Origin of the sequence: Enterobacter cloacae complex sp. P24RS (assembly GCF_014982165.1) — a bacterium.
Classification (GTDB): domain Bacteria; phylum Pseudomonadota; class Gammaproteobacteria; order Enterobacterales; family Enterobacteriaceae; genus Enterobacter; species Enterobacter quasihormaechei.
In genome coordinates, this window is sequence record NZ_JADCKU010000016.1 from 96,202 (window position 1) to 118,575 (window position 22,374).

22 protein-coding genes are annotated in these 22,374 nt (G+C 52.2%); 16 read left to right on the forward strand and 6 right to left on the reverse strand.

Translation table 11 applies throughout. The features are described from left to right. Positions 1 to 9: 9 nt before the first annotated feature. From mlaC to murA, 4 genes are all read left to right on the forward strand, one after another. Entirely contained in the window at positions 10 to 645 is a 636-nt protein-coding gene (gene mlaC / locus INF58_RS16820) for a phospholipid-binding protein MlaC (protein WP_063451036.1), read from the forward strand. Then, positions 645 to 938, forward strand: a complete 294-nt coding sequence (mlaB, locus tag INF58_RS16825; RefSeq protein WP_193033005.1) for a lipid asymmetry maintenance protein MlaB — start codon at positions 645 to 647, stop codon at positions 936 to 938. Before mlaC ends, mlaB begins: the two co-directional genes overlap by 1 nt. 126 nt (positions 939 to 1,064) lie before the next feature. Beyond that, on the forward strand, positions 1,065 to 1,319 hold the full coding sequence (gene ibaG, locus INF58_RS16830) for a BolA family iron metabolism protein IbaG (RefSeq protein WP_003861840.1): 255 nt from the start codon (positions 1,065 to 1,067) through the stop codon (positions 1,317 to 1,319). A 50-nt stretch (positions 1,320 to 1,369) separates the two neighbouring features. Further along, positions 1,370 to 2,629 (forward strand): UDP-N-acetylglucosamine 1-carboxyvinyltransferase, encoded by a 1,260-nt coding sequence (gene murA / locus INF58_RS16835; RefSeq protein ID WP_006812128.1) that lies wholly within the window; start codon positions 1,370 to 1,372, stop codon positions 2,627 to 2,629. A gap of 63 nt (positions 2,630 to 2,692) precedes the next feature. On the opposite strand, the gene sfsB is transcribed toward murA, so the two are convergent. After that, entirely contained in the window at positions 2,693 to 2,980 is a 288-nt protein-coding gene (sfsB, locus tag INF58_RS16840) for a DNA-binding transcriptional regulator SfsB (protein WP_063451240.1), read from the reverse strand. Positions 2,981 to 3,208: 228 nt separating this feature from the next. Continuing rightward, positions 3,209 to 4,180, reverse strand: coding sequence for an octaprenyl diphosphate synthase (gene ispB, locus INF58_RS16845; protein WP_193528143.1), 972 nt, complete (start codon positions 4,178 to 4,180; stop codon positions 3,209 to 3,211). Between the two features lie 257 nt (positions 4,181 to 4,437). Here ispB and rplU point away from each other — a divergent pair, with 257 nt between their 5' ends. From rplU to cgtA, 4 genes are all read left to right on the forward strand, one after another. Then, positions 4,438 to 4,749, forward strand: coding sequence for a 50S ribosomal protein L21 (gene rplU, locus INF58_RS16850; protein ID WP_003025032.1), 312 nt, complete (start codon positions 4,438 to 4,440; stop codon positions 4,747 to 4,749). A 19-nt stretch (positions 4,750 to 4,768) separates the two neighbouring features. Beyond that, positions 4,769 to 5,026: a 50S ribosomal protein L27 gene (gene rpmA / locus INF58_RS16855; protein WP_003861831.1), complete on the forward strand. Its 258-nt coding sequence runs from the start codon at positions 4,769 to 4,771 to the stop codon at positions 5,024 to 5,026. Between the two features lie 95 nt (positions 5,027 to 5,121). After that, positions 5,122 to 6,087, forward strand: coding sequence for a DMT family transporter (locus INF58_RS16860; RefSeq protein ID WP_193528144.1), 966 nt, complete (start codon positions 5,122 to 5,124; stop codon positions 6,085 to 6,087). Between the two features lie 15 nt (positions 6,088 to 6,102). Then, positions 6,103 to 7,278 carry an Obg family GTPase CgtA gene (cgtA, locus tag INF58_RS16865; protein ID WP_063451039.1) on the forward strand — a complete coding sequence of 392 codons (1,176 nt, stop codon included), beginning with the start codon at positions 6,103 to 6,105 and terminating at the stop codon, positions 7,276 to 7,278. Positions 7,279 to 7,310: 32 nt separating this feature from the next. On the opposite strand, the gene pmrB is transcribed toward cgtA, so the two are convergent. Both pmrB and pmrA read right to left on the reverse strand, forming a co-directional pair. After that, positions 7,311 to 8,354 carry a two-component system sensor histidine kinase PmrB gene (gene pmrB, locus INF58_RS16870; protein WP_193528145.1) on the reverse strand — a complete coding sequence of 348 codons (1,044 nt, stop codon included), beginning with the start codon at positions 8,352 to 8,354 and terminating at the stop codon, positions 7,311 to 7,313. Then, positions 8,351 to 9,013, reverse strand: a complete 663-nt coding sequence (pmrA, locus tag INF58_RS16875) for a two-component system response regulator PmrA (protein ID WP_193528146.1) — start codon at positions 9,011 to 9,013, stop codon at positions 8,351 to 8,353. The genes pmrB and pmrA overlap by 4 nt, the downstream gene beginning before the upstream one ends. A gap of 212 nt (positions 9,014 to 9,225) precedes the next feature. Between pmrA and opgB the strand changes: the two genes are divergently transcribed. After that, positions 9,226 to 11,559, forward strand: a complete 2,334-nt coding sequence (gene opgB, locus INF58_RS16880; RefSeq protein WP_193528147.1) for a phosphatidylglycerol--membrane-oligosaccharide glycerophosphotransferase — start codon at positions 9,226 to 9,228, stop codon at positions 11,557 to 11,559. Positions 11,560 to 11,600: 41 nt separating this feature from the next. Here the strand turns inward: opgB and dacB are convergent, their stop codons facing one another. After that, positions 11,601 to 13,034 carry a serine-type D-Ala-D-Ala carboxypeptidase gene (dacB, locus tag INF58_RS16885; RefSeq protein WP_193528148.1) on the reverse strand — a complete coding sequence of 478 codons (1,434 nt, stop codon included), beginning with the start codon at positions 13,032 to 13,034 and terminating at the stop codon, positions 11,601 to 11,603. A 228-nt stretch (positions 13,035 to 13,262) separates the two neighbouring features. On the opposite strand from dacB, the gene greA reads away from it, so the two are divergent. Then, complete coding sequence (gene greA / locus INF58_RS16890) at positions 13,263 to 13,739, forward strand: transcription elongation factor GreA (protein ID WP_014171793.1); 477 nt, start codon at positions 13,263 to 13,265, stop codon at positions 13,737 to 13,739. Positions 13,740 to 13,890: 151 nt separating this feature from the next. Here greA and yhbY read toward each other — a convergent pair whose 3' ends face one another. Beyond that, positions 13,891 to 14,184 (reverse strand): ribosome assembly RNA-binding protein YhbY, encoded by a 294-nt coding sequence (gene yhbY, locus INF58_RS16895; protein ID WP_003861814.1) that lies wholly within the window; start codon positions 14,182 to 14,184, stop codon positions 13,891 to 13,893. A 127-nt stretch (positions 14,185 to 14,311) separates the two neighbouring features. On the opposite strand from yhbY, the gene rlmE reads away from it, so the two are divergent. The 6 genes from rlmE (at position 14,312) to INF58_RS16925 (ending at position 22,313) form a co-directional block, all read left to right on the forward strand. Continuing rightward, positions 14,312 to 14,938, forward strand: a complete 627-nt coding sequence (rlmE, locus tag INF58_RS16900; protein WP_003861812.1) for a 23S rRNA (uridine(2552)-2'-O)-methyltransferase RlmE — start codon at positions 14,312 to 14,314, stop codon at positions 14,936 to 14,938. A gap of 102 nt (positions 14,939 to 15,040) precedes the next feature. Further along, positions 15,041 to 16,975: an ATP-dependent zinc metalloprotease FtsH gene (gene ftsH / locus INF58_RS16905; protein ID WP_003861810.1), complete on the forward strand. Its 1,935-nt coding sequence runs from the start codon at positions 15,041 to 15,043 to the stop codon at positions 16,973 to 16,975. Positions 16,976 to 17,074: 99 nt separating this feature from the next. Beyond that, positions 17,075 to 17,923: a dihydropteroate synthase gene (gene folP, locus INF58_RS16910; RefSeq protein ID WP_193037532.1), complete on the forward strand. Its 849-nt coding sequence runs from the start codon at positions 17,075 to 17,077 to the stop codon at positions 17,921 to 17,923. Then, a complete protein-coding gene (gene glmM / locus INF58_RS16915) occupies positions 17,916 to 19,253 on the forward strand; it encodes a phosphoglucosamine mutase (RefSeq protein WP_006812119.1) in 1,338 nt (445 codons plus the stop codon). The genes folP and glmM overlap by 8 nt, the downstream gene beginning before the upstream one ends. A 366-nt stretch (positions 19,254 to 19,619) precedes the next feature. Continuing rightward, the gene (locus tag INF58_RS16920; protein WP_193038091.1) at positions 19,620 to 20,330 is read left to right on the forward strand and encodes a type IV pilus major pilin; all 711 of its coding nucleotides are present in this window, start codon (positions 19,620 to 19,622) and stop codon (positions 20,328 to 20,330) included. A gap of 84 nt (positions 20,331 to 20,414) precedes the next feature. Beyond that, positions 20,415 to 22,313 (forward strand): type II secretion system protein, encoded by a 1,899-nt coding sequence (locus INF58_RS16925; protein ID WP_193528149.1) that lies wholly within the window; start codon positions 20,415 to 20,417, stop codon positions 22,311 to 22,313. The last annotated feature ends 61 nt before the right edge of the window (positions 22,314 to 22,374 follow it).

Below are 22,374 nucleotides of genomic sequence, written 5' to 3' on the forward strand. Positions count from 1 at the left end.
AAGTCATTCATGTTTAAACGACTGTTAATGGTTGCCATGCTGGTCATTGCCCCTCTGACTGCGGTACACGCTGCGGATCAGAGTAACCCGTACAAACTGATGGATGAGGCTGCGAAGAAAACCTTCGACCGTCTTAAAAACGAACAGCCCAAAATCCGCTCTAACCCTGACTATCTGCGTGATGTCGTGGATCAGGAGCTGCTGCCGTATGTGCAGATCAAGTATGCGGGCGCGCTGGTGCTGGGCCGTTATTACAAAGAGGCGACCCCGGCGCAGCGCGAGGCTTACTTCGCGGCGTTCCGTGAATACCTGAAACAGGCTTACGGCCAGGCGCTGGCGATGTATCACGGTCAGACCTATCAGATTGCCCCTGAACAGCCGCTGGGCGATGCCACCATCATTCCTATCCGCGTGACAATTATCGATCCAAATGGCCGTCCGCCGGTTCGCCTGGACTTCCAGTGGCGTAAGAACAGCCAGACCGGAAACTGGCAGGCGTATGACATGATCGCCGAAGGCGTAAGCATGATCACCACTAAACAGAACGAGTGGAGCGATCTGCTGCGCACCAAAGGGATTGATGGCCTGACGGCTCAGCTTCAGTCTATCTCTCGTCAGAAAATTACCCTGGACGAGAAGAAGTAATGTTGCAGCAGCTTAGCTGGGCGCGAGACGGCGAGACGCTGACGCTGACGGGAGAGCTGGATCAGGATCTGCTTAACCCGCTGTGGGACGCTCGCCATAACGCGATGCAGGGCGTGACGCGGATTGATCTACATGGCGTCACGCGGGTAGATACCGCCGGTATTGCGCTGCTGGCGCACCTGGTTGCCACGGGCAAAAAGCAGGGGAGCAGCGTTACCCTGACGGGGGTAAGCGACAACGTCGTCACCCTTGCACAGCTTTACAATTTGCCCGAAGACGTATTACCTCGCTAATTTTTTCAGTACGTTACTTCCGAAAGCCCCGACAGTTTGCGCGTCGGGGCTTTTTGCTTGTTTAAGACCGCGCCACTTTGCTCTAAGATGTTGGGCTTGTTTTCACTATCAGATGATGTAGACCCCATGGAAAATAATGAAATCCAGACTGTGCTGATGAATGCACTCTCCCTTCAGGAAGCCCACGTCTCTGGCGATGGCAGTCACTTCCAGGTTATTGCTGTGGGTGAGATGTTCGACGGAATGAGTCGCGTGAAAAAACAGCAGGCTGTGTATGCGCCGCTGATGGAATACATTGCGGACAACCGCATTCACGCCCTGTCGATTAAAGCGTTCACCCCACAGGAGTGGGCACGCGATCGCAAACTAAACGGTTTTTGAGCTGGGGGCGAAGCGCCCGCAGCACGGTTGAATTTATAAGAGAGCAAACAATGGATAAATTTCGTGTACAGGGACCCACGCGTCTCCAGGGCGAAGTCACAATTTCTGGCGCTAAAAACGCCGCGCTGCCCATTCTTTTCGCTGCGCTGCTCGCAGAAGAGCCGGTAGAGATCCAGAACGTACCGAAGCTGAAAGATATCGACACGACCATGAAGTTGCTCGGCCAGTTGGGCACCAAAGTGGAGCGTAACGGTTCCGTCTGGATCGATGCCAGCAACGTGAACAACTTCTCAGCACCGTATGAGCTGGTGAAAACCATGCGTGCTTCCATCTGGGCCCTTGGGCCGCTGGTGGCGCGTTTCGGTCAGGGTCAGGTTTCACTCCCGGGCGGATGTGCTATCGGCGCGCGTCCCGTCGATCTGCATATCTTTGGCCTGGAAAAGCTGGGCGCGGAGATCAAGCTGGAAGAAGGCTACGTGAAAGCGTCCGTCAATGGTCGTCTGAAAGGCGCGCACATTGTCATGGACAAAGTGAGCGTGGGCGCAACGGTGACCATCATGTCGGCTGCTACGCTGGCAGAAGGCACTACCATCATTGAAAACGCCGCGCGTGAACCGGAAATCGTGGACACCGCGAATTTCCTGGTCGCACTGGGTGCGAAGATCAGCGGGCAGGGCACGGACCGTATTACCATCGAAGGCGTTGAGCGTCTGGGTGGCGGCGTGTACCGCGTCCTGCCAGACCGTATCGAAACCGGGACCTTCCTGGTGGCGGCGGCCATTTCTGGCGGTAAGATTGTCTGCCGCAACGCACAGCCGGATACCCTGGATGCGGTGCTGGCGAAGCTGCGCGATGCGGGCGCGGACATTGAAATCGGTGAAGACTGGATAAGCCTGGATATGCACGGGCAGCGTCCTAAAGCTGTTAACGTGCGCACTGCGCCACACCCGGCCTTCCCGACGGATATGCAGGCGCAGTTCACGCTGCTGAACCTGGTGGCCGAAGGCACGGGCTTCATCACGGAAACCATCTTCGAAAACCGTTTCATGCATGTCCCGGAGCTGATCCGTATGGGAGCGCATGCTGAGATTGAAAGCAACACGGTCATCTGTCACGGCGTTGAAAAACTGTCCGGTGCGCAGGTGATGGCGACCGATCTGCGCGCGTCTGCGAGTCTGGTACTGGCAGGGTGTATTGCGGAAGGGACTACCGTTGTCGATCGTATCTACCACATCGACCGTGGTTACGAGCGCATTGAAGACAAACTGCGCGCGCTGGGTGCGAATATCGAGCGTGTGAAGGGCGAGTAATCGTTCCGGCACCCCCCTGCCAGAACAGGCCGGGGGATTGCTGTTCCTGTAAATCCCGGTGCATCAGTCCTGATGTGCTTTCTTCGTTTTGCTCTGACGCATCATGCGCGTTCTGTCGATAAATTCATGGGTAATGGGATCGTGGTAGCGTGACGGCCATATCACCCACGGATGCGTATCCAGCGCTCTCGCGATAATCAGCTCCCCCTTCGGCCATGGGCGGGTCAGTGCATTTGCCAGCGTCGACGAGCTCAACCCGTTGCGACGTGATTCGGCAGCCAGCGATGTCCCTTTTTTACGCAGTGCCGCAATAATATCAGCAGAATGCCAGTCGATGAATTTTGTATCCATAATGCTGTCCTTGTGTTCGTTATCGTCCACGCCTTTTCGTGTGAAAAGACAGCATTACTATACTCACTTAGAACATCTGTTCTAAAAAGTTCATGTTACGAGAAGCAATATTCAGAATAAGGCATGGCTTTATACATGCGGCCTGTAACCTGATGAGCTTACACGGAAATGTAATTTACTGGTGCGTACTGGAATCTCCCTGCGGAGCGCAGGGAGACGAGGAGGGGATTAACGATCGCGCTGGACGGCGATGTGCGCGAGGCCGATTAGCGCATCACGCCATGGGCTGTCAGGAATGACCTGAATGGCGGCGATGGCTTTGTCTGCTTCTTCTTCTGCACGCTGACGCGTCCATTCCAGGGAGCCACAGATTGCCATTGTTTCCAGTACCGGTTCCAGAAGATGGCGACCATTTCCCTGCTCGATAGCCTCGCGGATCATTTTCGCCTGATCCGGTGTGCCATTGTGCATCGCGTGGAGCAGCGGCAACGTTGGCTTGCCTTCGTTCAGGTCATCACCGACGTTTTTACCGAGCGTTTCGCCATCCGCGCTGTAGTCCAGCAAATCATCAATCAGCTGGAATGCGGTACCGAGATAGCGGCCATAGTCCTGAAGCCCTTTTTCCTGCGCTTCGCTACAGCCTGCCAGAATCCCGGAGCACTGCGCGGCGGCTTCAAACAGACGTGCGGTCTTGCTGTAAATCACCCGCATGTAGTTTTCTTCGGTGATGTCCGGGTCGTTAACGTTCATCAACTGTAGGACTTCGCCTTCAGCGATAACGTTCACCGCTTCTGACATCACTTCCAGCACCTTCAGCGAGCCAAGGCTGGTCATCATCTGGAAAGCGCGGGTATAGATAAAATCCCCGACCAGAACGCTTGCCGCATTACCAAACGCGGCGTTGGCGGTGGCTTTACCCCGACGCATGTCTGATTCATCCACAACATCGTCGTGAAGCAGGGTGGCGGTGTGGATAAATTCGATCAGCGCCGCGATTGTGACGTGGGCGTTCCCCTGATAGCCAACCGCGCGTGCGGCCAGAATGGCAATCATTGGACGAATACGTTTACCGCCGCCGCTGACGATGTAATAGCCCAACTGATTGATCAGCTGAACGTCAGAGTTGAGTTGCTCCAGGATTGCTGCATTCACACCCGCCATATCTTGCGCGGTTAACTCATTGATTTTTTCTAAATTCATCGCAAAAGCCGGGCTTTTTATCCTGTTTATCCCACACGAGATGGGTACACAAAGGGTTTCGGTTTATAAATAGTATTGCTGATTGTACTGAAAAAACGGCTCAGATAAACGTTACCGTACGTGTTGTGTTTTTTTTCTTCATGTATTGATGGTAGCACTTGTCAAAGGCTCGCGTTTTGCGTAATATTCGCGCCCTATTGTGAATATTTATAGCGCACTCTGAATCATACGAGGATGTGCGCGGAAGCGGAGTTTATATGTACGCGGTTTTCCAAAGTGGTGGTAAACAACACCGAGTAAGCGAAGGTCAGACCGTTCGCCTGGAAAAGCTGGACATCGCAACTGGCGAATCTGTTGAGTTCGCAGAAGTTCTGATGATCGCAAACGGTGAAGAAGTCAAAATCGGCGTTCCTTTCGTTGATGGCGGCGTTATCAAAGCTGAAGTTGTTGCTCACGGTCGTGGCGAGAAAGTTAAAATCGTTAAGTTTCGTCGTCGTAAACACTATCGTAAGCAGCAGGGCCACCGTCAGTGGTTCACTGATGTGAAAATTACTGGCATCAGCGCCTAAGACCTGAGGAGAGATTTAAATGGCACATAAAAAGGCTGGCGGCTCCACACGTAACGGTCGCGATTCAGAAGCTAAACGCCTGGGCGTTAAGCGTTTCGGTGGCGAATCCGTTCTGGCGGGTAGCATCATCGTTCGTCAGCGTGGCACCAAGTTCCACGCGGGTACCAACGTAGGTTGCGGTCGTGACCACACTCTGTTTGCTAAAGCAGACGGTAAAGTGAAATTTGAAGTTAAAGGCCCGAACAACCGTAAATACATCAGCATCGTTGCTGAGTAAGGTTTTCTCGGTCCGGTAACGGATTAAAGCCCCGCAACGTGTTGCGGGGCTTTTTACATTGGAAACCCGGAAAATTTTCTGTAGGGAAAACGGGCATGAAGCAGCAGGCCGGCATTGGTATTCTTTTGGCGCTCACTACCGCAATGTGCTGGGGTGCGCTGCCAATTGCAATGAAGCAGGTACTGGAAGTGATGGAACCGCCTACGGTGGTGTTTTATCGCTTCCTGATGGCAAGCATTGGCCTGGGCGCCATTCTGGCCGTCAAAGGTAAGCTGCCACCGCTGCGCATCTTCCGAAAACCGCGCTGGCTGGTATTACTGGCTATCGCGACGGGCGGTCTGTTCGGGAACTTCATTCTGTTCAGCTCCTCCCTGCAATATCTTAGCCCTACAGCGTCGCAGGTGATTGGGCAACTTTCACCGGTCGGCATGATGGTCGCCAGCGTCTTTATCCTTAAGGAGAAGATGCGCGGTACGCAGATCATCGGAGCAAGCATGCTGCTTTGCGGTCTGGTGATGTTCTTTAACACCAGCCTGATCGAGATTTTTACCCGCCTGACGGATTACACCTGGGGTGTCATTTTCGGGGTGGGTGCAGCAACGGTCTGGGTGAGTTATGGCGTCGCGCAAAAGGTGTTATTGCGCCGTCTTGCCTCACAGCAGATCCTCTTTTTGCTGTACACTTTGTGTACACTGGCATTATTGCCGTTAGCGAAGCCGGGTGTGATTACCCAGCTCAGCGACTGGCAACTGGCGTGCCTCATTTTTTGTGGGCTGAATACGCTGGTTGGTTATGGCGCGCTGGCGGAATCTATGGCGCGCTGGCAGGCAGCACAGGTGAGCGCCCTAATCACGCTTACCCCGCTGTTTACGCTGTTATTTTCAGATTTGTTATCAATGGCCTGGCCCGATGTCTTCGTCAAGCCGATGCTCAACCTGTTGGGTTATCTCGGTGCGTTTGTCGTGGTTGCGGGCGCGATGTATTCCGCCATTGGTCATCGTCTCTGGGGACGTTGGCGCAAAAATGAAGCGGTTGTAATAGTCCCCCGCTCAGGCGAATGAGTTACGGAGAGTAAAATGAAGTTTGTTGATGAAGCGACGATTCTGGTCGTGGCAGGTGATGGCGGTAACGGTTGTGTAAGCTTCCGCCGTGAAAAATATATTCCTCGTGGCGGTCCTGACGGCGGTGACGGCGGTGACGGCGGTGACGTGTGGCTGGAGGCGGATGAAAACCTCAACACGCTGATCGACTACCGTTTCGAAAAATCTTTCCGCGCCGAGCGTGGCCAGAACGGCCAGAGCCGCGACTGTACCGGTAAACGCGGTAAAGACGTGACGATCAAAGTGCCGGTGGGTACGCGTGTCATCGATCAGGGCACGGGCGAAACCATGGGTGATATGACCAAACACGGTCAGCGCCTGATGGTGGCGAAAGGCGGCTGGCACGGTCTGGGTAACAGCCGTTTCAAATCGTCCGTTAACCGTACCCCGCGTCAGAAAACGATGGGTACCCCGGGCGATAAGCGCGACCTGCAACTTGAACTGATGCTGTTGGCAGACGTAGGTATGCTGGGTATGCCAAACGCCGGTAAATCAACGTTTATCCGTGCAGTGTCTGCGGCGAAACCAAAAGTGGCGGACTATCCGTTTACTACGCTGGTGCCGAGCCTGGGCGTTGTTCGTATGGATAACGAAAAGAGCTTTGTGGTAGCTGACATTCCAGGTCTGATTGAAGGGGCGGCAGAAGGCGCCGGTCTGGGTATTCGCTTCCTGAAGCACCTTGAGCGTTGCCGCGTACTGTTGCACCTCATCGACATCGATCCGATCGACGGTTCCGATCCGGTTGAAAACGCCCGTATCATTATCGGCGAGCTTGAAAAATACAGTGAAAAACTGGCGGAAAAACCACGCTGGCTGGTGTTCAACAAGATCGACCTGATGGACAAAGCGGAAGCTGAAGCGAAGGCAAAAGCGATTGCCGAAGCGATGGGCTGGGAAGATAAGTACTATCTGATCTCTGCCGCCAGCCAGGTTGGCGTGAAAGAACTCTGCTGGGATGTAATGACCTTTATCATCGAGAATCCGGTTGTTCAGGCAGAAGAAGCGAAACAGCCTGAAAAAGTCGAATTCATGTGGGATGACTACCACCGCCAGCAGCTCGAAGAGCTGGAGGCGGAAGAAGATGATGAAGACTGGGACGATGACTGGGATGAAGACGACGAAGAAGGCGTCGAGTTCATTTACAAGCACTAAGCCCTGCATAAAGCCCCTTACGGGGCTTTTTTTTATCCTATCTTCGCGGGTAGCCAGCAGCTGGCGATTAAGCCGCCCTCAGCACCGTTTACCAGCGTTAAATGACCATGATGGAGCTGCACGATACGCTGTACAATGCTCAGCCCAAGGCCGCTGCCACCGTAGCGCTGGTCGAGACGGCGGAACGGTTCGGTAATCGACTGTCGGTGCGCCTCATCTATACCCGGCCCCTGATCGGTAACGCTGACCCGGGTACCGCCTTCCATCGCCGTTAATGCCACTTCAATGGTTGTGCCTGCCGGGCTGTAGCGGACGGCATTCTCCAGAAGGTTCCTTAACATCAGACGTAACAGAACGGCATCTCCCTGCACCGTCAGCGTGCTTTCAGCAGGCCATATCACCGTATGCTCTTTAGCTTCATGCTCCAGTCTGAGCGGGGCAATAATAGTCTCTGTCCAGTTCACGGTATCGTAATGGCCGCTGGCCATCGCCTGTCCGGCACGCGCCAGCATCAGCAGCTGTTCTACCGTATGCATCAGCTGGTCGATACGGCTTATGAGTGGCGTGGCCTGCGGAGAACCGGACTGGGTCATCAGCTCCAGATGAAGCCTGATCCCCGCAAGCGGCGTTCGTAACTCATGCGCCGCATCGGCGGTGAACAGGCGTTCCTGCTGGATAGTATGGTCCAGCCGGGCGAGCAGTTGGTTCAGCGACGCAGTTACTGCGCCTATCTCTTCCATATCCGAATACATCGGCAGGGGAGTCAGATTATCCGCCGAGCGGTTCGCAAGGCTGGCGCGAAGTTGGTTGAGTGGCCGGGTGATCCAGGTGACTGCCCAGAATGAGAAAAACAGGGTAAAACCGACCATCACCAGAGAAGGGACCAGCAGAGAGGCAATGGCTTCGCGGATCTCTTTTTCAACATGGTTGTTGCGCGCTTTTGCAGACAACGTTTCGTTCACCAGAAAACCGATTTGTTCGCGGCTCTCATGCCACAGCCACACCACGCTAATCAGTTGAAAAAAGAGCAGTATCACCGCCAGCAACACCATTAATCGCCGGCGCATACTGTTCATTTCTGGCTCTCCAGACGGTAACCCACGCCGCGTACGGTTTTGATACGATCTTTACCGAGCTTGCGCCGCAGATTATGAATGTGCACTTCAAGCGTGTTTGAACCCGGATCGTCCTGCCAGGAGTAGATGTCCTGTTGCAGCGTCTCACGGTGCACGGTCTGCCCGCTGCGCATGATCAGGCGCGTCAGCAGAGCGAACTCTTTTGGCGTCACTTCCACAGGCTGAGACTGGCGAAGCACCTGCTGGGTTTGCAGATTAAGGGTGATATCTCCGTCCGTCAGCAGGTTGTCGCTGTGGCCCTGATAGCGCCGAATCAGTGCCCGTACGCGCGCCTGTAGCTCGGCAAGGGCGAAGGGTTTTACCAGATAATCGTCAGCGCCGGAATCCAGCCCGTTAATTCTGTCTTCAATGGCATCGCGGGCGGTAAGAATCAATACGGGATTCTCCACTCCGCGACGACGCCACTGGCAGAGCAGGGTCGCGCCGTCTTTATCTGGCAGGCCTAAATCCAGGATCACCAAGCTGTATTCTCCGCTCTGGATCAGCGCGTCAGCTTCCACAGCCGTGGCGGCACAGTCAAGCGCATAGCCTTCATTAGCCATCGCGAGCGCAAGCCCTTCCTGTAATAACAAATCGTCTTCAACGATAAGGAGTTTCATCTCTGTTCTTCCGAGCCCGTGTCCTTTTACTGAAATGATTATGGCAGAAAGCAAGGTTCAGGCGTACACCCTTATCCTCTGTCGTTTGTAATCCTTAATATATTCCTAATTAAATTTTATTAAATAGGGAGAAGTTATAGCAAAAGTTATAATGCTGCTCTTGTACTCATCACGTCTCTGCCACTGACGTTTTACAATTAACGAGTAAGAGAATGGATTCACTCTATTTATTAATCTTTTCAGTGAGTTGCATGGTTTTTGCAACAGCGTTGTATCGGTTTAAATCTTATCAAAACGCTTATCTGTCCCTGTTCATATTCGTTATGACCGTTGGTTCGGTGTTTCTGGATGGCTTTTGGGTTGTCTGCCAGTATTTTACCGGCGATGGTGTTAATGAATCTGTGCTTTACACGCTAACGACAACAATGGAAGGCGGTGAAATAAGTGATTACATCTGGCCATCTTTATTTGCATTAGTCTTATGTGCAGTGATTATTGTTATCATCCATCGTATTCTCTTTCGTGGTCAATCAGACGGTAAGCAAAGCTGGATATTTACGCTATTTTCTGTTTGCTGTAGCGCCCTCGCGCTGTTTATCTCACCGGCTTTCTCTCAGCTTAGCGGTAATACGCTGATGACGACGAAAATAGATGGTTCGGACTTTAATCAGTACTATTTTAATCAACCCGGCATTATTGAAAATCCAAAATATAATTTAGTCTATATCTATGGCGAAAGTCTGGAACGGACCTATTTTGATCAACATGTTTTTCCCAATCTGCTTCCTGATTTGGATAAACATAGGTCCATGAGCTTGGACTTTTCTAATACTTTTCAAATGCCCGCCACCGATTTCACCATTGCGGGGATTGTAGCCTCGCAGTGCGGATTACCACTCTTTAAGCCCACTGCGTTTAATGGCCAGAATACGGTGACGAGCTTTTATCCTGAGAGCAAATGTCTGGGTGATATACTCAGCGAGTCAGGATATGAAACCTATTTCTACCAGGGGGCCAACCTTCACTTCGCGGATAAAGATGCCTTCTTTAAAGTGCATGGCATTAAGCATGCCTGGGGGTTAACCGAATCGGGGCTGAAGGATAATTTTGATGTGCAGAATAACTGGGGCCTGTATGACAGTGTTGTTATGGATAAAGCCTGGGAAAAGTTCAGTGAACTGTCCTCCTCGGGGCAGCGTTTTGCGCTTTTTGCACTCACGGTCGATACGCATCCTCCAAGAGGCTACATTTCTCCAGGATGTCGTCAGAACAGTTATTCCATCGAAGGCCATAAGGTTGATGCGCTAAGTGCCGTATTGTGTAGTCAGGAAAATATTGCACGCTTTGTACAGCGGATCCAGTCTTCGCCATGGGCCAGCAATACGATCGTTGTGCTTTCGTCGGATCACCTAGCAATGCCCAGCACAGCGGTTTCCGTGGACTATCTTAATAAGCTTGAACGCCGGGATCTGTTTTTTGTGCTTGGACCAAAGATAAAAGCCGAAATTAAGTCGCAGCCAAGGAGCACGCTTGATAATGGCGCGACAGTCCTGGATCTGCTCGGTGGTGGAACGAAAATAGGGCTAGGACGAAGCTCCGCCAGTGAAAAATCGCTCACCGAAACTATACCGGAATTTAAGAATAAACTTTATGCCTGGGGGGGCAGCATTCGAGGCCTGTGGGGGATCCCGGATCGCATCGATCGTTTTACGCTGGATACGCGTAAGAATGAGATTTCATTTAGCGGTCACACCTATAGTTTGCCGATTTTGATTGATATAAAACCGAATGAGGTATTACCGGTTATTGACGATAGCAGCAGAACTCTATCGCTAAGACAATCCCTGGCATTTTTACCCGAAGGCGAACGTTTCCTGTGGGTCGATAAATGTTTTCGCCCCGCAACGCTGTGGCGTAACGATCTTTCGCTTTCTGAAAAATGGTGCGTCACGCAAGGCAAAGCCGGGGGAAAGGTGACAGTCGAGGAGGTAATGGATGAACAATACGAGGGCAACGTTAGCAGTGATGATGGTCCCACGAATTCAGCGACGTATCAGCGTGAGCAAGGGCTGCTGAAGATGAATCCCGATGAGATCCGTTATGTTTCAGATACCTACAAGTTCAACCTCGACGGGCTACCTCTTTTCATCGAAAACGTGATGGGGCTAGGACGACAGGAGCCCTGGGGACGATGGTCAGATGCACTGACGTCGCCGTCGATATTGTTGCTGTATAAAGCCCCGTTTGTGCCCGAATTTGACGTTGAGATTGAAGCAAAAGCGTATGGCAAAAATATTGATGCACCGGTAGCGGTGAAGATCGGCGAGCAGACGCAGTATGCGCGCTTCGGTGAAAAGCCGACCCGCGTTACGCTTCGCTTTAAAGGGGATTCGTACTCGCGTTTAATTATGATTACTCCGCCTGAGCCGACGCTCAGCCGTGAAGGCAGCGTATTGGGACAAATGTACACCTCCCCGGCCAGAAAGATAGGTATCGGTCTCATTGAGGTGAAAGTCGTGCCTGTGATTCAGACCAACAAGAAATAGTGCGAGGCGGTGGCCTGCCTGGCAGCAGGCCACCGTGAACATCAGTTGTTTTGATAGATGTCTTTGTAGAGCCTGCTTTCGAAACGCACCAGTGGAATACGACGATTGCGCTGGTCGGCCGGTTCGACGGCATACCCGGAGAGATACTGCACAAATGCCATGCGTTGCCCGCTGGCTGTCGTGATGAAACCGGCAAGGTTGTAAACACCCTGCAAGGAACCCGTTTTGGCTGACACTTTGCCGTCCACGCCCGCAGCGTGAAGCCCCGCACGGTACTGAAGTGAACCGTCGTGTCCGGCCAGCGGCAGCATTGTGATAAAGTTTAGCTCAGCGTCATGCTGAGCGATGTACTGCAATACCTGCATCATGGTTGCCGGCGAGATCAGGTTATGGCGCGATAAACCGGAACCATCGACGGCGATCGTATTGCCCAGATCGATACCCGCCTGCTGGCGCAGGATCTGACGTACGGCGTCAGAACCGGCCCGCCAGGTGCCCGGCACGCCAAAGCGCGCGTGCCCAATCATGCGGAACACTGTGTCGGCAATCATGTTATCCGACTTTTTCAGCATAATCTTAAGCAAATCATGCAGTGGCGCAGACTGTTTGCTGGCGATCACCGTGCCTGGCTCATTCACCTGCGTCTGGCGCAGCAGCGTCCCGGTGTAGGTGATACCCGCCTGCTTCAGTTCGTCTTTGAAAATGGCCCCGGCATAGCCCGCGCCGTCCTGAATGGCGAAGGCCAGCGGCAGCGGGTCAGCCCGCTGGGTCAGGCAGCCGGTGAGCGTATAGCGGTTGAGATCGCCCGGTACCACGTCCAGCTCGCAATACTGCGCCTCCGGGGAGCCTTTCGCCAGCGTCCGTACCTGGCTGAACATCGTGACCGGGTAGTATGAGGCAACGCGAATAAACGCTAAGTCATTGGGCTTAGGCGCGCTGTAAAGCGAAACGGAGAAGCAGTTACGGTCGACGATTGCGGCGGCTGGCGGGGCGCTAAAGCACTGCGTCATGTCATTCCACGGCCAGCCGGGCGCTTTATCGTGGCTGGCGAAAATGGAGGTGTCGATCAGCACGTTACCGTCGATTTTTGTCACGCCGGATTTTTTCAGTACCGCCACCATGTTGCGGACATCCTGGCGCTTAAAGGTGGGATCGCCACCAAAACGGGCGATAAGATCGCCTTTCAGTTCGCCGCCCGAGACGTTACCTTTGGTTTCAAGGGTGGTGGTAAAACGGAAGTCAGGCCCGAGCTGGAGCAGGGCGGCGAGGGCAGTGATCACCTTCTGGGTACTCGCAGGCAGCGCCATCTGTTGACTGTGATAGTCAATCTCGCGGGCCTGCGCGCCAACCTTCTGCACCATCAGGGCAAGGTTCGCGCCGGCGGGCAGCTGATTAATGTACTCATCAACATTCGCGGCCTGAACGGTGAACGTTATACTGGTGGTCAATCCGATGATAAAACTGGAAAATCGCATAATCTCGCGCTAACAACCCGAAAACAAACCGTCATACTACGGTGCATGGCACTGTAAAGTAAACGATGACCCATAGTGAACTTCGCGGTAAAATGCGTATCAAATTGAAAAATTGCTGCTGACCTGGGGCGTAGCTCCCGGGTCGGTTTTCTTTTTGCTTCTGGCCTGTTCAGGTGGGCTGGAGCAGGGAACACTGCTCCCAACAGGAATGTTTAAGAGGTATAACAAATGCAAGCTATTCCGATGACCTTACGTGGTGCCGAAAAACTGCGCGAAGAGCTGGATTTTTTGAAATCCGTACGTCGCCCTGAAATCATTGCCGCTATCGCGGATGCGCGTGAGCATGGCGACCTGAAAGAGAATGCTGAATACCACGCGGCGCGTGAACAGCAGGGCTTCTGCGAGGGGCGCATCAAAGATATCGAAGCGAAACTGTCCAATGCGCAGGTTATCGATATCACTAAAATGCCAAACAACGGTCGCGTGATCTTCGGCTCTACCGTCACCGTCCTGAATCTGGACAACGACGAAGAACAAACCTACCGCATCGTGGGTGATGACGAAGCGGACTTCAAACAGAACCTGATTTCGGTGAACTCCCCGATTGCTCGCGGCCTGATTGGCAAAGAGCAGGACGATGTTGTGACGATCCGCACCCCGGGCGGCGAAGTGGAATACGAAATTATTAAGGTTGAATACCTGTAATTCGCTTCTCTTCTAAGATGTTGATACATTGTAAAGAAAAGAAAAAGGCCGCATAGCGGCCTTTTATCAACTCAAGGAGCATGGCATTTTGCTCGCCTGCTGAAAGAAATCCCTCGTTTCACACAGAAAATGTGATTGATTCAGGATATCCTTAACGTGGCAGCGAGATTTTACGCTCTTTAGATGGGCGATAGAGCACCAGCGTTTTACCGATGACCTGTACATTACAGGCGCCGGTTTCGCGCACGATGGCTTCCACGATCAGGTTTTTAGTGTCTCTGTCTTCAGAGGCGATTTTCACCTTGATCAGCTCGTGGTGTTCCAGCGCTTGTTCAATCTCGGCAAGCACCCCTTCGGTCAAACCATTGTTGCCAAGCATCACTACAGGCTTGAGCGGATGTGCCAGACCTTTAAGGTGCTGTTTTTGTTTAGTACTCAGATTCATCGTATATTTTTGCTTACGTTGGGATTGAAAACGGTTCATTCTACCGCCATCTCCCTAATATCGCCAAATAGCTGCGTAGAAATTTACGTCACAGGCAAGCAACGATGAACCAGGACGGAAATGTTAAATGACAGGTAAAAAGCGTTCTGCCAGCTCCAGCCGCTGGCTTCAGGAACACTTTAGCGATAAATATGTTCAACAGGCGCAGAAAAAGGGGTTGCGTTCCCGCGCCTGGTTTAAACTTGATGAAATACAGCAAAGTGACAAACTTTTTAAACCGGGAATGACGGTAGTCGACCTCGGTGCGGCACCTGGCGGATGGTCTCAGTATGCGGTTACGCAGATCGGCGGAACGGGACGAATCATCGCATGCGATCTTTTACCAATGGATCCCATCGTTGGTGTCGACTTCCTTCAGGGCGACTTTCGTGATGAATTAGTGCTTAAAGCATTACTTGATCGTGTTGGTGACAGCAAGGTCCAGGTTGTCATGTCGGATATGGCACCAAATATGTGCGGAACACCGGCGGTGGATATCCCCCGCGCCATGTATCTGGTGGAACTAGCGTTAGAAATGTGTCGTGATGTACTAGCGCCTGGTGGTAGTTTTGTTGTGAAGGTGTTTCAGGGCGAAGGTTTCGAGGAGTATCTTAAGGAAATTCGCTCCCTGTTTGCGAAGGTCAAAGTTCGTAAGCCGGACTCTTCCCGGGCCCGTTCCCGTGAAGTGTATATTGTAGCGACCGGGCGAAAATGATAACCGGGAGATTTCAGACGAAAGTTTGAATGAAACTGGATATAGAGTATCCTGACGCTGTTTTTAACACAGTTGTAATGTGAGGTTAATCCCTTGAGTGACATGGCGAAAAACCTAATACTCTGGCTGGTCATTGCCGTTGTGCTGATGTCAGTATTCCAGAGCTTTGGGCCCAGCGAGTCGAATGGCCGCAAGGTGGATTATTCTACCTTCCTGCAAGAGGTCAATCAGGACCAGGTTCGCGAAGCGCGTATCAACGGACGTGAGATCAACGTTACCAAGAAAGATAGTAACCGTTACACGACTTACATCCCGGTGAACGATCCTAAGCTGCTTGATAACCTTCTGACCAAAAACGTCAAAGTGGTAGGCGAGCCGCCAGAAGAACCAAGCCTCCTGGCTTCTATCTTCATTTCCTGGTTCCCGATGCTGCTTCTTATTGGCGTCTGGATCTTCTTTATGCGCCAGATGCAGGGCGGCGGTGGCAAAGGTGCCATGTCGTTCGGTAAGAGCAAGGCGCGTATGCTAACGGAAGACCAGATCAAGACCACTTTTGCGGACGTTGCAGGCTGTGACGAAGCGAAAGAAGAGGTCGGTGAACTGGTTGAATACCTGCGCGAGCCGAGCCGTTTCCAGAAACTGGGCGGTAAGATCCCGAAAGGCGTCCTGATGGTCGGCCCTCCGGGTACCGGTAAAACCCTTTTGGCGAAAGCCATCGCGGGCGAAGCGAAGGTGCCGTTCTTTACTATTTCAGGTTCTGACTTTGTTGAAATGTTCGTCGGTGTCGGTGCATCTCGTGTGCGTGACATGTTCGAGCAGGCCAAGAAAGCAGCACCGTGCATCATCTTCATCGATGAAATCGACGCCGTAGGCCGCCAGCGTGGCGCAGGCCTGGGCGGTGGACACGATGAGCGTGAGCAGACCCTGAACCAGATGCTGGTTGAGATGGACGGCTTCGAAGGTAACGAAGGTATTATCGTTATCGCGGCAACTAACCGTCCGGACGTCCTCGACCCTGCGCTGCTGCGTCCAGGCCGTTTCGACCGTCAGGTTGTGGTCGGTCTGCCGGATGTTCGTGGTCGTGAACAGATTCTGAAAGTGCACATGCGTCGCGTACCGCTGGCGCCAGATATCGACGCGGCTATCATTGCGCGCGGTACTCCAGGCTTCTCCGGTGCAGACCTGGCTAACCTGGTCAACGAAGCTGCACTGTTCGCCGCTCGCGGTAACAAGCGCGTGGTGTCCATGGTGGAGTTCGAGAAAGCGAAAGACAAAATCATGATGGGTGCGGAACGTCGCTCCATGGTGATGACGGAAGCGCAGAAAGAGTCCACGGCGTACCACGAAGCAGGTCACGCGATTATTGGCCGTCTGGTGCCGGAACACGATCCGGTCCACAAGGTAACGATTATTCCGCGCGGTCGTGCACTGGGTGTGACCTTCTTCCTGCCTGAAGGCGACGCGATCAGCGCCAGCCGTCAGAAGCTGGAAAGCCAGATTTCAACCCTGTACGGCGGTCGTCTGGCGGAAGAGATTATCTACGGTGCGGAACATGTTTCCACCGGTGCGTCGAACGACATTAAAGTGGCGACAAACCTGGCGCGTAACATGGTGACGCAGTGGGGCTTCTCCGACAAACTCGGTCCGCTGCTGTATGCAGAGGAAGAGGGCGAAGTGTTCCTGGGCCGCTCAGTGGCGAAAGCGAAACATATGTCCGATGAAACGGCACGTATCATCGACCAGGAAGTGAAAGCGCTGATTGAACGTAACTACGCTCGCGCCCGTCAGATCCTGAACGACAATATGGACATCCTGCATTCGATGAAAGATGCGCTCATGAAATATGAGACCATCGATGCTCCGCAGATTGACGACCTGATGGCTCGCCGCGAAGTGCGTCCGCCAGCAGGCTGGGAAGACCCAGGTGCGTCTAACAATTCTGACAACAATGGCACCCCGCGTGCGCCGCGTCCGGTCGATGAACCACGTACGCCAAACCCGGGCAACACCATGTCAGAGCAGTTGGGCGACAAGTAAGTCACTGCTATTGAAGCGTTTGTCTGTACCTTAAACCCTGGAGCTTGCTCCGGGGTTTTTTCTTATCAGTTTAACCATATTAATTCCAGGGAATTCACCATGAAACTCTTCGCCCAGGACTCGCATCTCGACCTTTCACATCCGCATGTGATGGGGATCCTGAACGTCACGCCTGATTCCTTCTCTGACGGCGGCACGCATAACTCGCTCATCGACGCGGTTAAGCACGCGAATTTAATGATCAACGCGGGTGCCACTATCATTGACGTTGGCGGGGAATCAACGCGGCCTGGCGCGGCGGACGTTTCGGTGGAAGAAGAGCTGGCGCGCGTGGTGCCGGTGGTGGAAGCTATCGCCCAGCGCTTTGAAGTGTGGATCTCCGTGGATACCTCTAAACCCGAAGTGATCCGTGAAGTGGCGAGAGTGGGCGCTCACATTATCAATGATATCCGCTCGCTGACCGAGCCGGGCGCGATTGAAGCTGCCGCGGAAACCGGGCTACCGGTGTGCCTGATGCATATGCAGGGGCAGCCGAAGACGATGCAGGAGGCGCCAAGGTATGAAGATGTATTCGCTGACGTCAGCCGCTTCTTTATTGAGCATATCGAGCGTTGTGAACGTGCGGGTATCGCAAAAGAGAAATTGCTGCTCGACCCGGGCTTCGGTTTCGGTAAAAATCTCTCCCACAATTACGCGTTGCTTGCGCGCTTATCAGAATTTCATCAGTTCGGCCTGCCACTGCTGGTGGGAATGTCGAGAAAATCGATGATTGGTCAGTTACTGAATGTTGGGCCGAGCGAACGTCTGAGCGGCAGTCTGGCCTGCGCGGTGATTGCCGCGATGCAAGGTGCACACATCATTCGTGTCCATGACGTAAAAGAAACAGTAGAAGCCATGCGTGTGGTGGAAGCCACACTGGCAGCGAAGGAAAACAAACGCTATGAGTAATCGTAAATATTTTGGTACCGATGGCATCCGTGGGCGCGTAGGCGATGCGCCAATTACCCCTGACTTTGTCCTGAAGCTCGGCTGGGCGGCGGGTAAGGTACTGGCGCGTCATGGATCCCGTAAGATCATTATTGGGAAAGACACCCGTATTTCGGGCTATATGCTGGAGTCCGCACTGGAAGCCGGGCTGGCGGCGGCGGGGCTTTCAGCTTCCTTTACGGGTCCAATGCCGACCCCTGCTGTTGCCTATCTGACCCGTACCTTCCGTGCGGAAGCGGGTATCGTCATTTCAGCTTCTCATAACCCGTTTTATGACAACGGTATCAAATTCTTCTCCATAGACGGCACCAAGCTGCCGGATGACGTAGAAGAGGCGATTGAAGCGGAAATGGAAAAAGAGATCACCTGTGTCGACTCCGCTGAGCTGGGTAAAGCAAACCGAATCGTCGATGCCGCAGGCCGCTACATTGAATTCTGCAAAGGCACTTTCCCGAATGAACTGAGTCTGGCACACCTTAAAATTGTGGTGGACTGTGCAAACGGTGCGACTTACCACATTGCGCCGAATGTTTTCCGCGAGCTGGGCGCGAAAGTGATCACCATCGGCTGCGAGCCGGACGGCCTGAACATCAACGAAGAAGTCGGGGCGACAGACGTGCGTGCCTTGCAGGCGCGCGTGCTGGCTGAAAAAGCCGATCTGGGTATCGCCCTGGACGGCGACGGCGACCGCGTGATCATGGTTGACCACGAAGGTAATAAGGTCGATGGCGATCAGATCCTCTACATCATTGCCCGTGAAGGCCTGCGTCAGGGGCAACTGCGCGGCGGTGCGGTGGGCACGCTGATGAGCAATATGGGTCTGGAGCTGGCGCTGAAACAGCTGGGTATTCCGTTTGTGCGCGCGAAAGTGGGCGACCGCTACGTGCTGGAAAAACTCCAGGAGAAAGGCTGGCGTATTGGCGCGGAAAATTCCGGCCACGTGATCCTGCTCGATAAAACCACCACCGGTGACGGCATTGTGGCGGCGCTTCAGGTGGTCGCCGCGATGGCGCGTAACCACATGAGCCTGCACGACCTTTGCAGCGGCATGAAAATGTTCCCGCAGATCCTGGTGAACGTGCGTTTTACTGCCGGTAAAGGCGATCCGCTGGAAAATGATAACGTGAAAGCGGTGATGGCAGACGTTGAAGCTGCGCTTGGCAGCCGCGGTCGCGTCCTGCTGCGTAAGTCAGGTACGGAGCCGCTGATCCGCGTAATGGTGGAAGGTGAGGATGAAGCGCAGGTCACCGAATTTGCGCATCGAATCGCAGATGCGGTGAAAGCGGCGTAATCAGGCGATTTAGCACGTTTAAAAGAGGGCGAACGATTCGCCCTTTTTTTATTTACCTATAGTTATTTAATATATGATTAATTCAATAAATGCATCACGCAAGTAAATATAGGTTTAGTCTGCTTATTAGGTGTTATTATAATTAAGTCTGTCTCCTCCAGATTTAATTCTTTAAGTTTTACTTAATGTTTTATTAAGTCAATAATGTTTGATTATTTCCCTGTCACGTATTTTACTGGGCTGCGTCGTTAAATCTAAATTTATTCCTATTGTGTATTGGCGCAGGTTTAAAACTGTGAAGCACGTTCCTATAATGCGTGAGTTCTCAGGAAAGGGTCTTGAGGATATAATTTAAAGGGAAATAGAATGAACGCTTTGGTTTGGAAACTGAAAGGAAACATGAATCGCAAGGCTGCGAAATTACAGGAGATGAGAAAGCAGCGCGGTGTTACCCTGCTTGAAATCATCATTGTACTGGGTATTATCGGCGTTATTGCAGCAGGCGTTGTTATTCTGGCGCAGCGTGCATTTACCGCACAGGATCTGTCTGACATTCAGAACAACGCGAACAGCATCCGTACTTCTATGGCGGAAGCGTTTAAAGATGAAGGCAGCTATCCTGCATCAGACACCATTGTGGGTCTGACTAAATCTTCAATTTCTGCTTCTGCCAGTAAGGCTCCAATCGTTACTCTGGTAAAACTGGGTAAAGTCTCTCCAGAAGAATCTTTCAACGGCATTTCTAACGATGCTTTCCAGTTAGGTAATGCAAAACTGGATGATACTTCTTCTCAGAGCAAAGCATTCGTCCTGGTGGTTAACGGACTGGAAACCGAAGAATGTCGTAACCTGATCTCTCAAATGGGTAACCAGTGGGATTATGTTGAAGCAATCAAGGATGGCGCTAACGCTGGTAAAGATGTCGCGAACATTGATGGTAAAAACCTGAGTGTTGCGAAGTCTGGTGCGATTCTGAAAACTATGATTTCAGGTGAAATCAAGGCTGATGAAATTACTGCTACAAATGTATGTGATGGTGCCGGTGCGATTAACGGCGTTATCTTCGGTAGCAAATAATTAATTACTGAACGCGTAATTATATTAGTGAGCACCTCCTTTATACGGAGGTGCTTTGTTAATCGTTCTAAAAGGTTTTTAACTATGCGCATCAGAAAGGATTCAGGCTTTAGCTTGCTGGAAATCATCATCGTGCTGGCTATTTCAGGCGGTATTATGGTGATGTACACCCATTATGCGCGTAACAAAGCCGAAAATATTGCTCAGCAGAACGTCGCTGACGCCCTTGCTGAAGAGATGAAAGGGGTGCTCAATTTTATTGATGATGACACCATTGCGCTGCTTGAACCAGAGAATCAGCAGGAAATGGACAACCCGCTTTACAGCAATGAGAAGTCTGAGTATGGCGACTACCACTTCCGCATAACAAATGAAATTAATGATACCGATACGGGAAGCGTGGATAACTATTATCTCTGGGGTAATAAGAACAATAAAGCTAACCAACAGCGTTATCTCTTTTTAAGCGAGAAGTGTAAAACGTCGCTTAAATCAAAATTTGCTTTTGAGAAAGAGTACCTGCCGTGCTTTATGCGCAACGTGGCAACCAACTCATCGGCGGTGATCGAGCGTATTGGTTTTGCGGGTGGGCGCGAAGAATCCGATCGCGAAAATGACATCAATCGTATGGACGTTATCGTCCGCTTCAAAAAAGAAGAGAAGAACAGCGACTATCATTTCGCTGACTATGCGCCCCATTTTTCCGAGGCGTTCTCAAAATCCGGCTTCGCGGTCTCGCACGCCATGATTGTGCACCGCGCCAACACTTCGTCCAACTGGCAGCTGGTAATGAGTAAGCAAGACAAAACCACGCCTGTTGAACTGAGCAGCATCGCCAGCAACCTCGACGCGCTGGAGCAATACACCAAAGATGAATTTGGCGTGCGTTTTACCATTGATACTAACGATAACTCCAGCAACAGCGGCAATGCCGGCGGGAAGATGTGCTGGTCCCGTGGGGATAGTGGCGTAAAATTGTGCTACGACGATGATGTCGGAACGGGGTCTCATGGAGAAGACACGGTGATGAGCCTGACCATGACCGATCCGAATAGCACCCGAAACAGTGACCAGATGGGAACGCTGGAATCGAACATCGTCATGGAAAATACGGGGACCCGTGTCGCCATTTTCGAACGTAAAGGCGGATGGTTGCAGTTTGATGAAAATAACAACCCAATACCGAAGACGGATACCTGGCGAAACAATGAGACGATCGTTTCAGAGTACCCTTTGAACGATCAAATTATTAACACATGGGATCCTGCCGTCGATACTGTGAGGCCGCTGGGTGCCCTGGATTATCCCTCTCAGCTCTACGATGCCTATGAACTCGTTACGCCACCCGTTGTGGACTTCGCTGGCCCTACATCAGATGGGACAAACTTAGACCATAATGCTGATGGAACCGAAATACCGGATGCTGAAAAACCGCCAGCTTATCAGAAATACAGTGACTTTGCTTATGGGACTGATGCTGACGCTCCCGACCCGATCGACAGTAATAAAAACGGTTTCCGTTATCCTGTGCAAACCTGTCCTAAAGTGGAGCAGGAACTCACGCTTATTGATGGCGACGGTACGCCTGTGCTTGATGATGAAGGTAAGCCGCGAAAATATAAATATGTAAGGCAGCTTTATCCAAGAATAATGGTGACTCTCTCTTCTCTCGCCGCTTATGCTCCGGGAGAAGGGGGGCACAGTGCGGTAGGTTTCTCCGTGCAGGACAGGACTCGAGAAGGGTTATCTGACACAAATGGAGCCGAATTAGGCCAGTTTGGCGGCCTTGCCGTACAGGTTGAATTTGCGGAGCAAGACACCACTGCGGGTGGAGGCTTTGGACAAGACGGTGCAACCACAAAAGGCGGCCACTACATACAATATAATTCAAAATATGTATGGATTATAAGTACAACAATGGGAATGTATCACGCAGCGACCGGTTCAGGGATGAATGTATTTAACCCCAATACCGTATCGTAATCAGTAACCCGTTGGTGCAGTACCGTTCCGCAAAACGATACGCCAGCGGATCTTCTCGCCA

Excerpts from the sequence above, each read along its gene's own strand:
- yhbY (WP_003861814.1), bottom strand. The coding sequence starts at position 14,184 with ATGAATCTGAGTACTAAACAAAAACAGCACCTTAAAGGTCTGGCACAT.
- cgtA (WP_063451039.1), top strand. The coding sequence starts at position 6,103 with ATGAAGTTTGTTGATGAAGCGACGATTCTGGTCGTGGCAGGTGATGGC.
- glmM (WP_006812119.1), top strand. The coding sequence starts at position 17,916 with ATGAGTAATCGTAAATATTTTGGTACCGATGGCATCCGTGGGCGCGTA.
- murA (WP_006812128.1), top strand. The coding sequence starts at position 1,370 with ATGGATAAATTTCGTGTACAGGGACCCACGCGTCTCCAGGGCGAAGTC.
- ispB (WP_193528143.1), bottom strand. The coding sequence starts at position 4,180 with ATGAATTTAGAAAAAATCAATGAGTTAACCGCGCAAGATATGGCGGGT.
- sfsB (WP_063451240.1), bottom strand. The coding sequence starts at position 2,980 with ATGGATACAAAATTCATCGACTGGCATTCTGCTGATATTATTGCGGCA.
- mlaB (WP_193033005.1), top strand. The coding sequence starts at position 645 with ATGTTGCAGCAGCTTAGCTGGGCGCGAGACGGCGAGACGCTGACGCTG.
- INF58_RS16920 (WP_193038091.1), top strand. The coding sequence starts at position 19,620 with ATGAACGCTTTGGTTTGGAAACTGAAAGGAAACATGAATCGCAAGGCT.
- ibaG (WP_003861840.1), top strand. The coding sequence starts at position 1,065 with ATGGAAAATAATGAAATCCAGACTGTGCTGATGAATGCACTCTCCCTT.
- rlmE (WP_003861812.1), top strand. The coding sequence starts at position 14,312 with ATGACAGGTAAAAAGCGTTCTGCCAGCTCCAGCCGCTGGCTTCAGGAA.
- opgB (WP_193528147.1), top strand. The coding sequence starts at position 9,226 with ATGGATTCACTCTATTTATTAATCTTTTCAGTGAGTTGCATGGTTTTT.
- greA (WP_014171793.1), top strand. The coding sequence starts at position 13,263 with ATGCAAGCTATTCCGATGACCTTACGTGGTGCCGAAAAACTGCGCGAA.
- rpmA (WP_003861831.1), top strand. The coding sequence starts at position 4,769 with ATGGCACATAAAAAGGCTGGCGGCTCCACACGTAACGGTCGCGATTCA.
- pmrA (WP_193528146.1), bottom strand. The coding sequence starts at position 9,013 with ATGAAACTCCTTATCGTTGAAGACGATTTGTTATTACAGGAAGGGCTT.
- rplU (WP_003025032.1), top strand. The coding sequence starts at position 4,438 with ATGTACGCGGTTTTCCAAAGTGGTGGTAAACAACACCGAGTAAGCGAA.
- folP (WP_193037532.1), top strand. The coding sequence starts at position 17,075 with ATGAAACTCTTCGCCCAGGACTCGCATCTCGACCTTTCACATCCGCAT.
- mlaC (WP_063451036.1), top strand. The coding sequence starts at position 10 with ATGTTTAAACGACTGTTAATGGTTGCCATGCTGGTCATTGCCCCTCTG.
- ftsH (WP_003861810.1), top strand. The coding sequence starts at position 15,041 with ATGGCGAAAAACCTAATACTCTGGCTGGTCATTGCCGTTGTGCTGATG.
- dacB (WP_193528148.1), bottom strand. The coding sequence starts at position 13,034 with ATGCGATTTTCCAGTTTTATCATCGGATTGACCACCAGTATAACGTTC.
- INF58_RS16925 (WP_193528149.1), top strand. The coding sequence starts at position 20,415 with ATGCGCATCAGAAAGGATTCAGGCTTTAGCTTGCTGGAAATCATCATC.
- pmrB (WP_193528145.1), bottom strand. The coding sequence starts at position 8,354 with ATGAACAGTATGCGCCGGCGATTAATGGTGTTGCTGGCGGTGATACTG.
- INF58_RS16860 (WP_193528144.1), top strand. The coding sequence starts at position 5,122 with ATGAAGCAGCAGGCCGGCATTGGTATTCTTTTGGCGCTCACTACCGCA.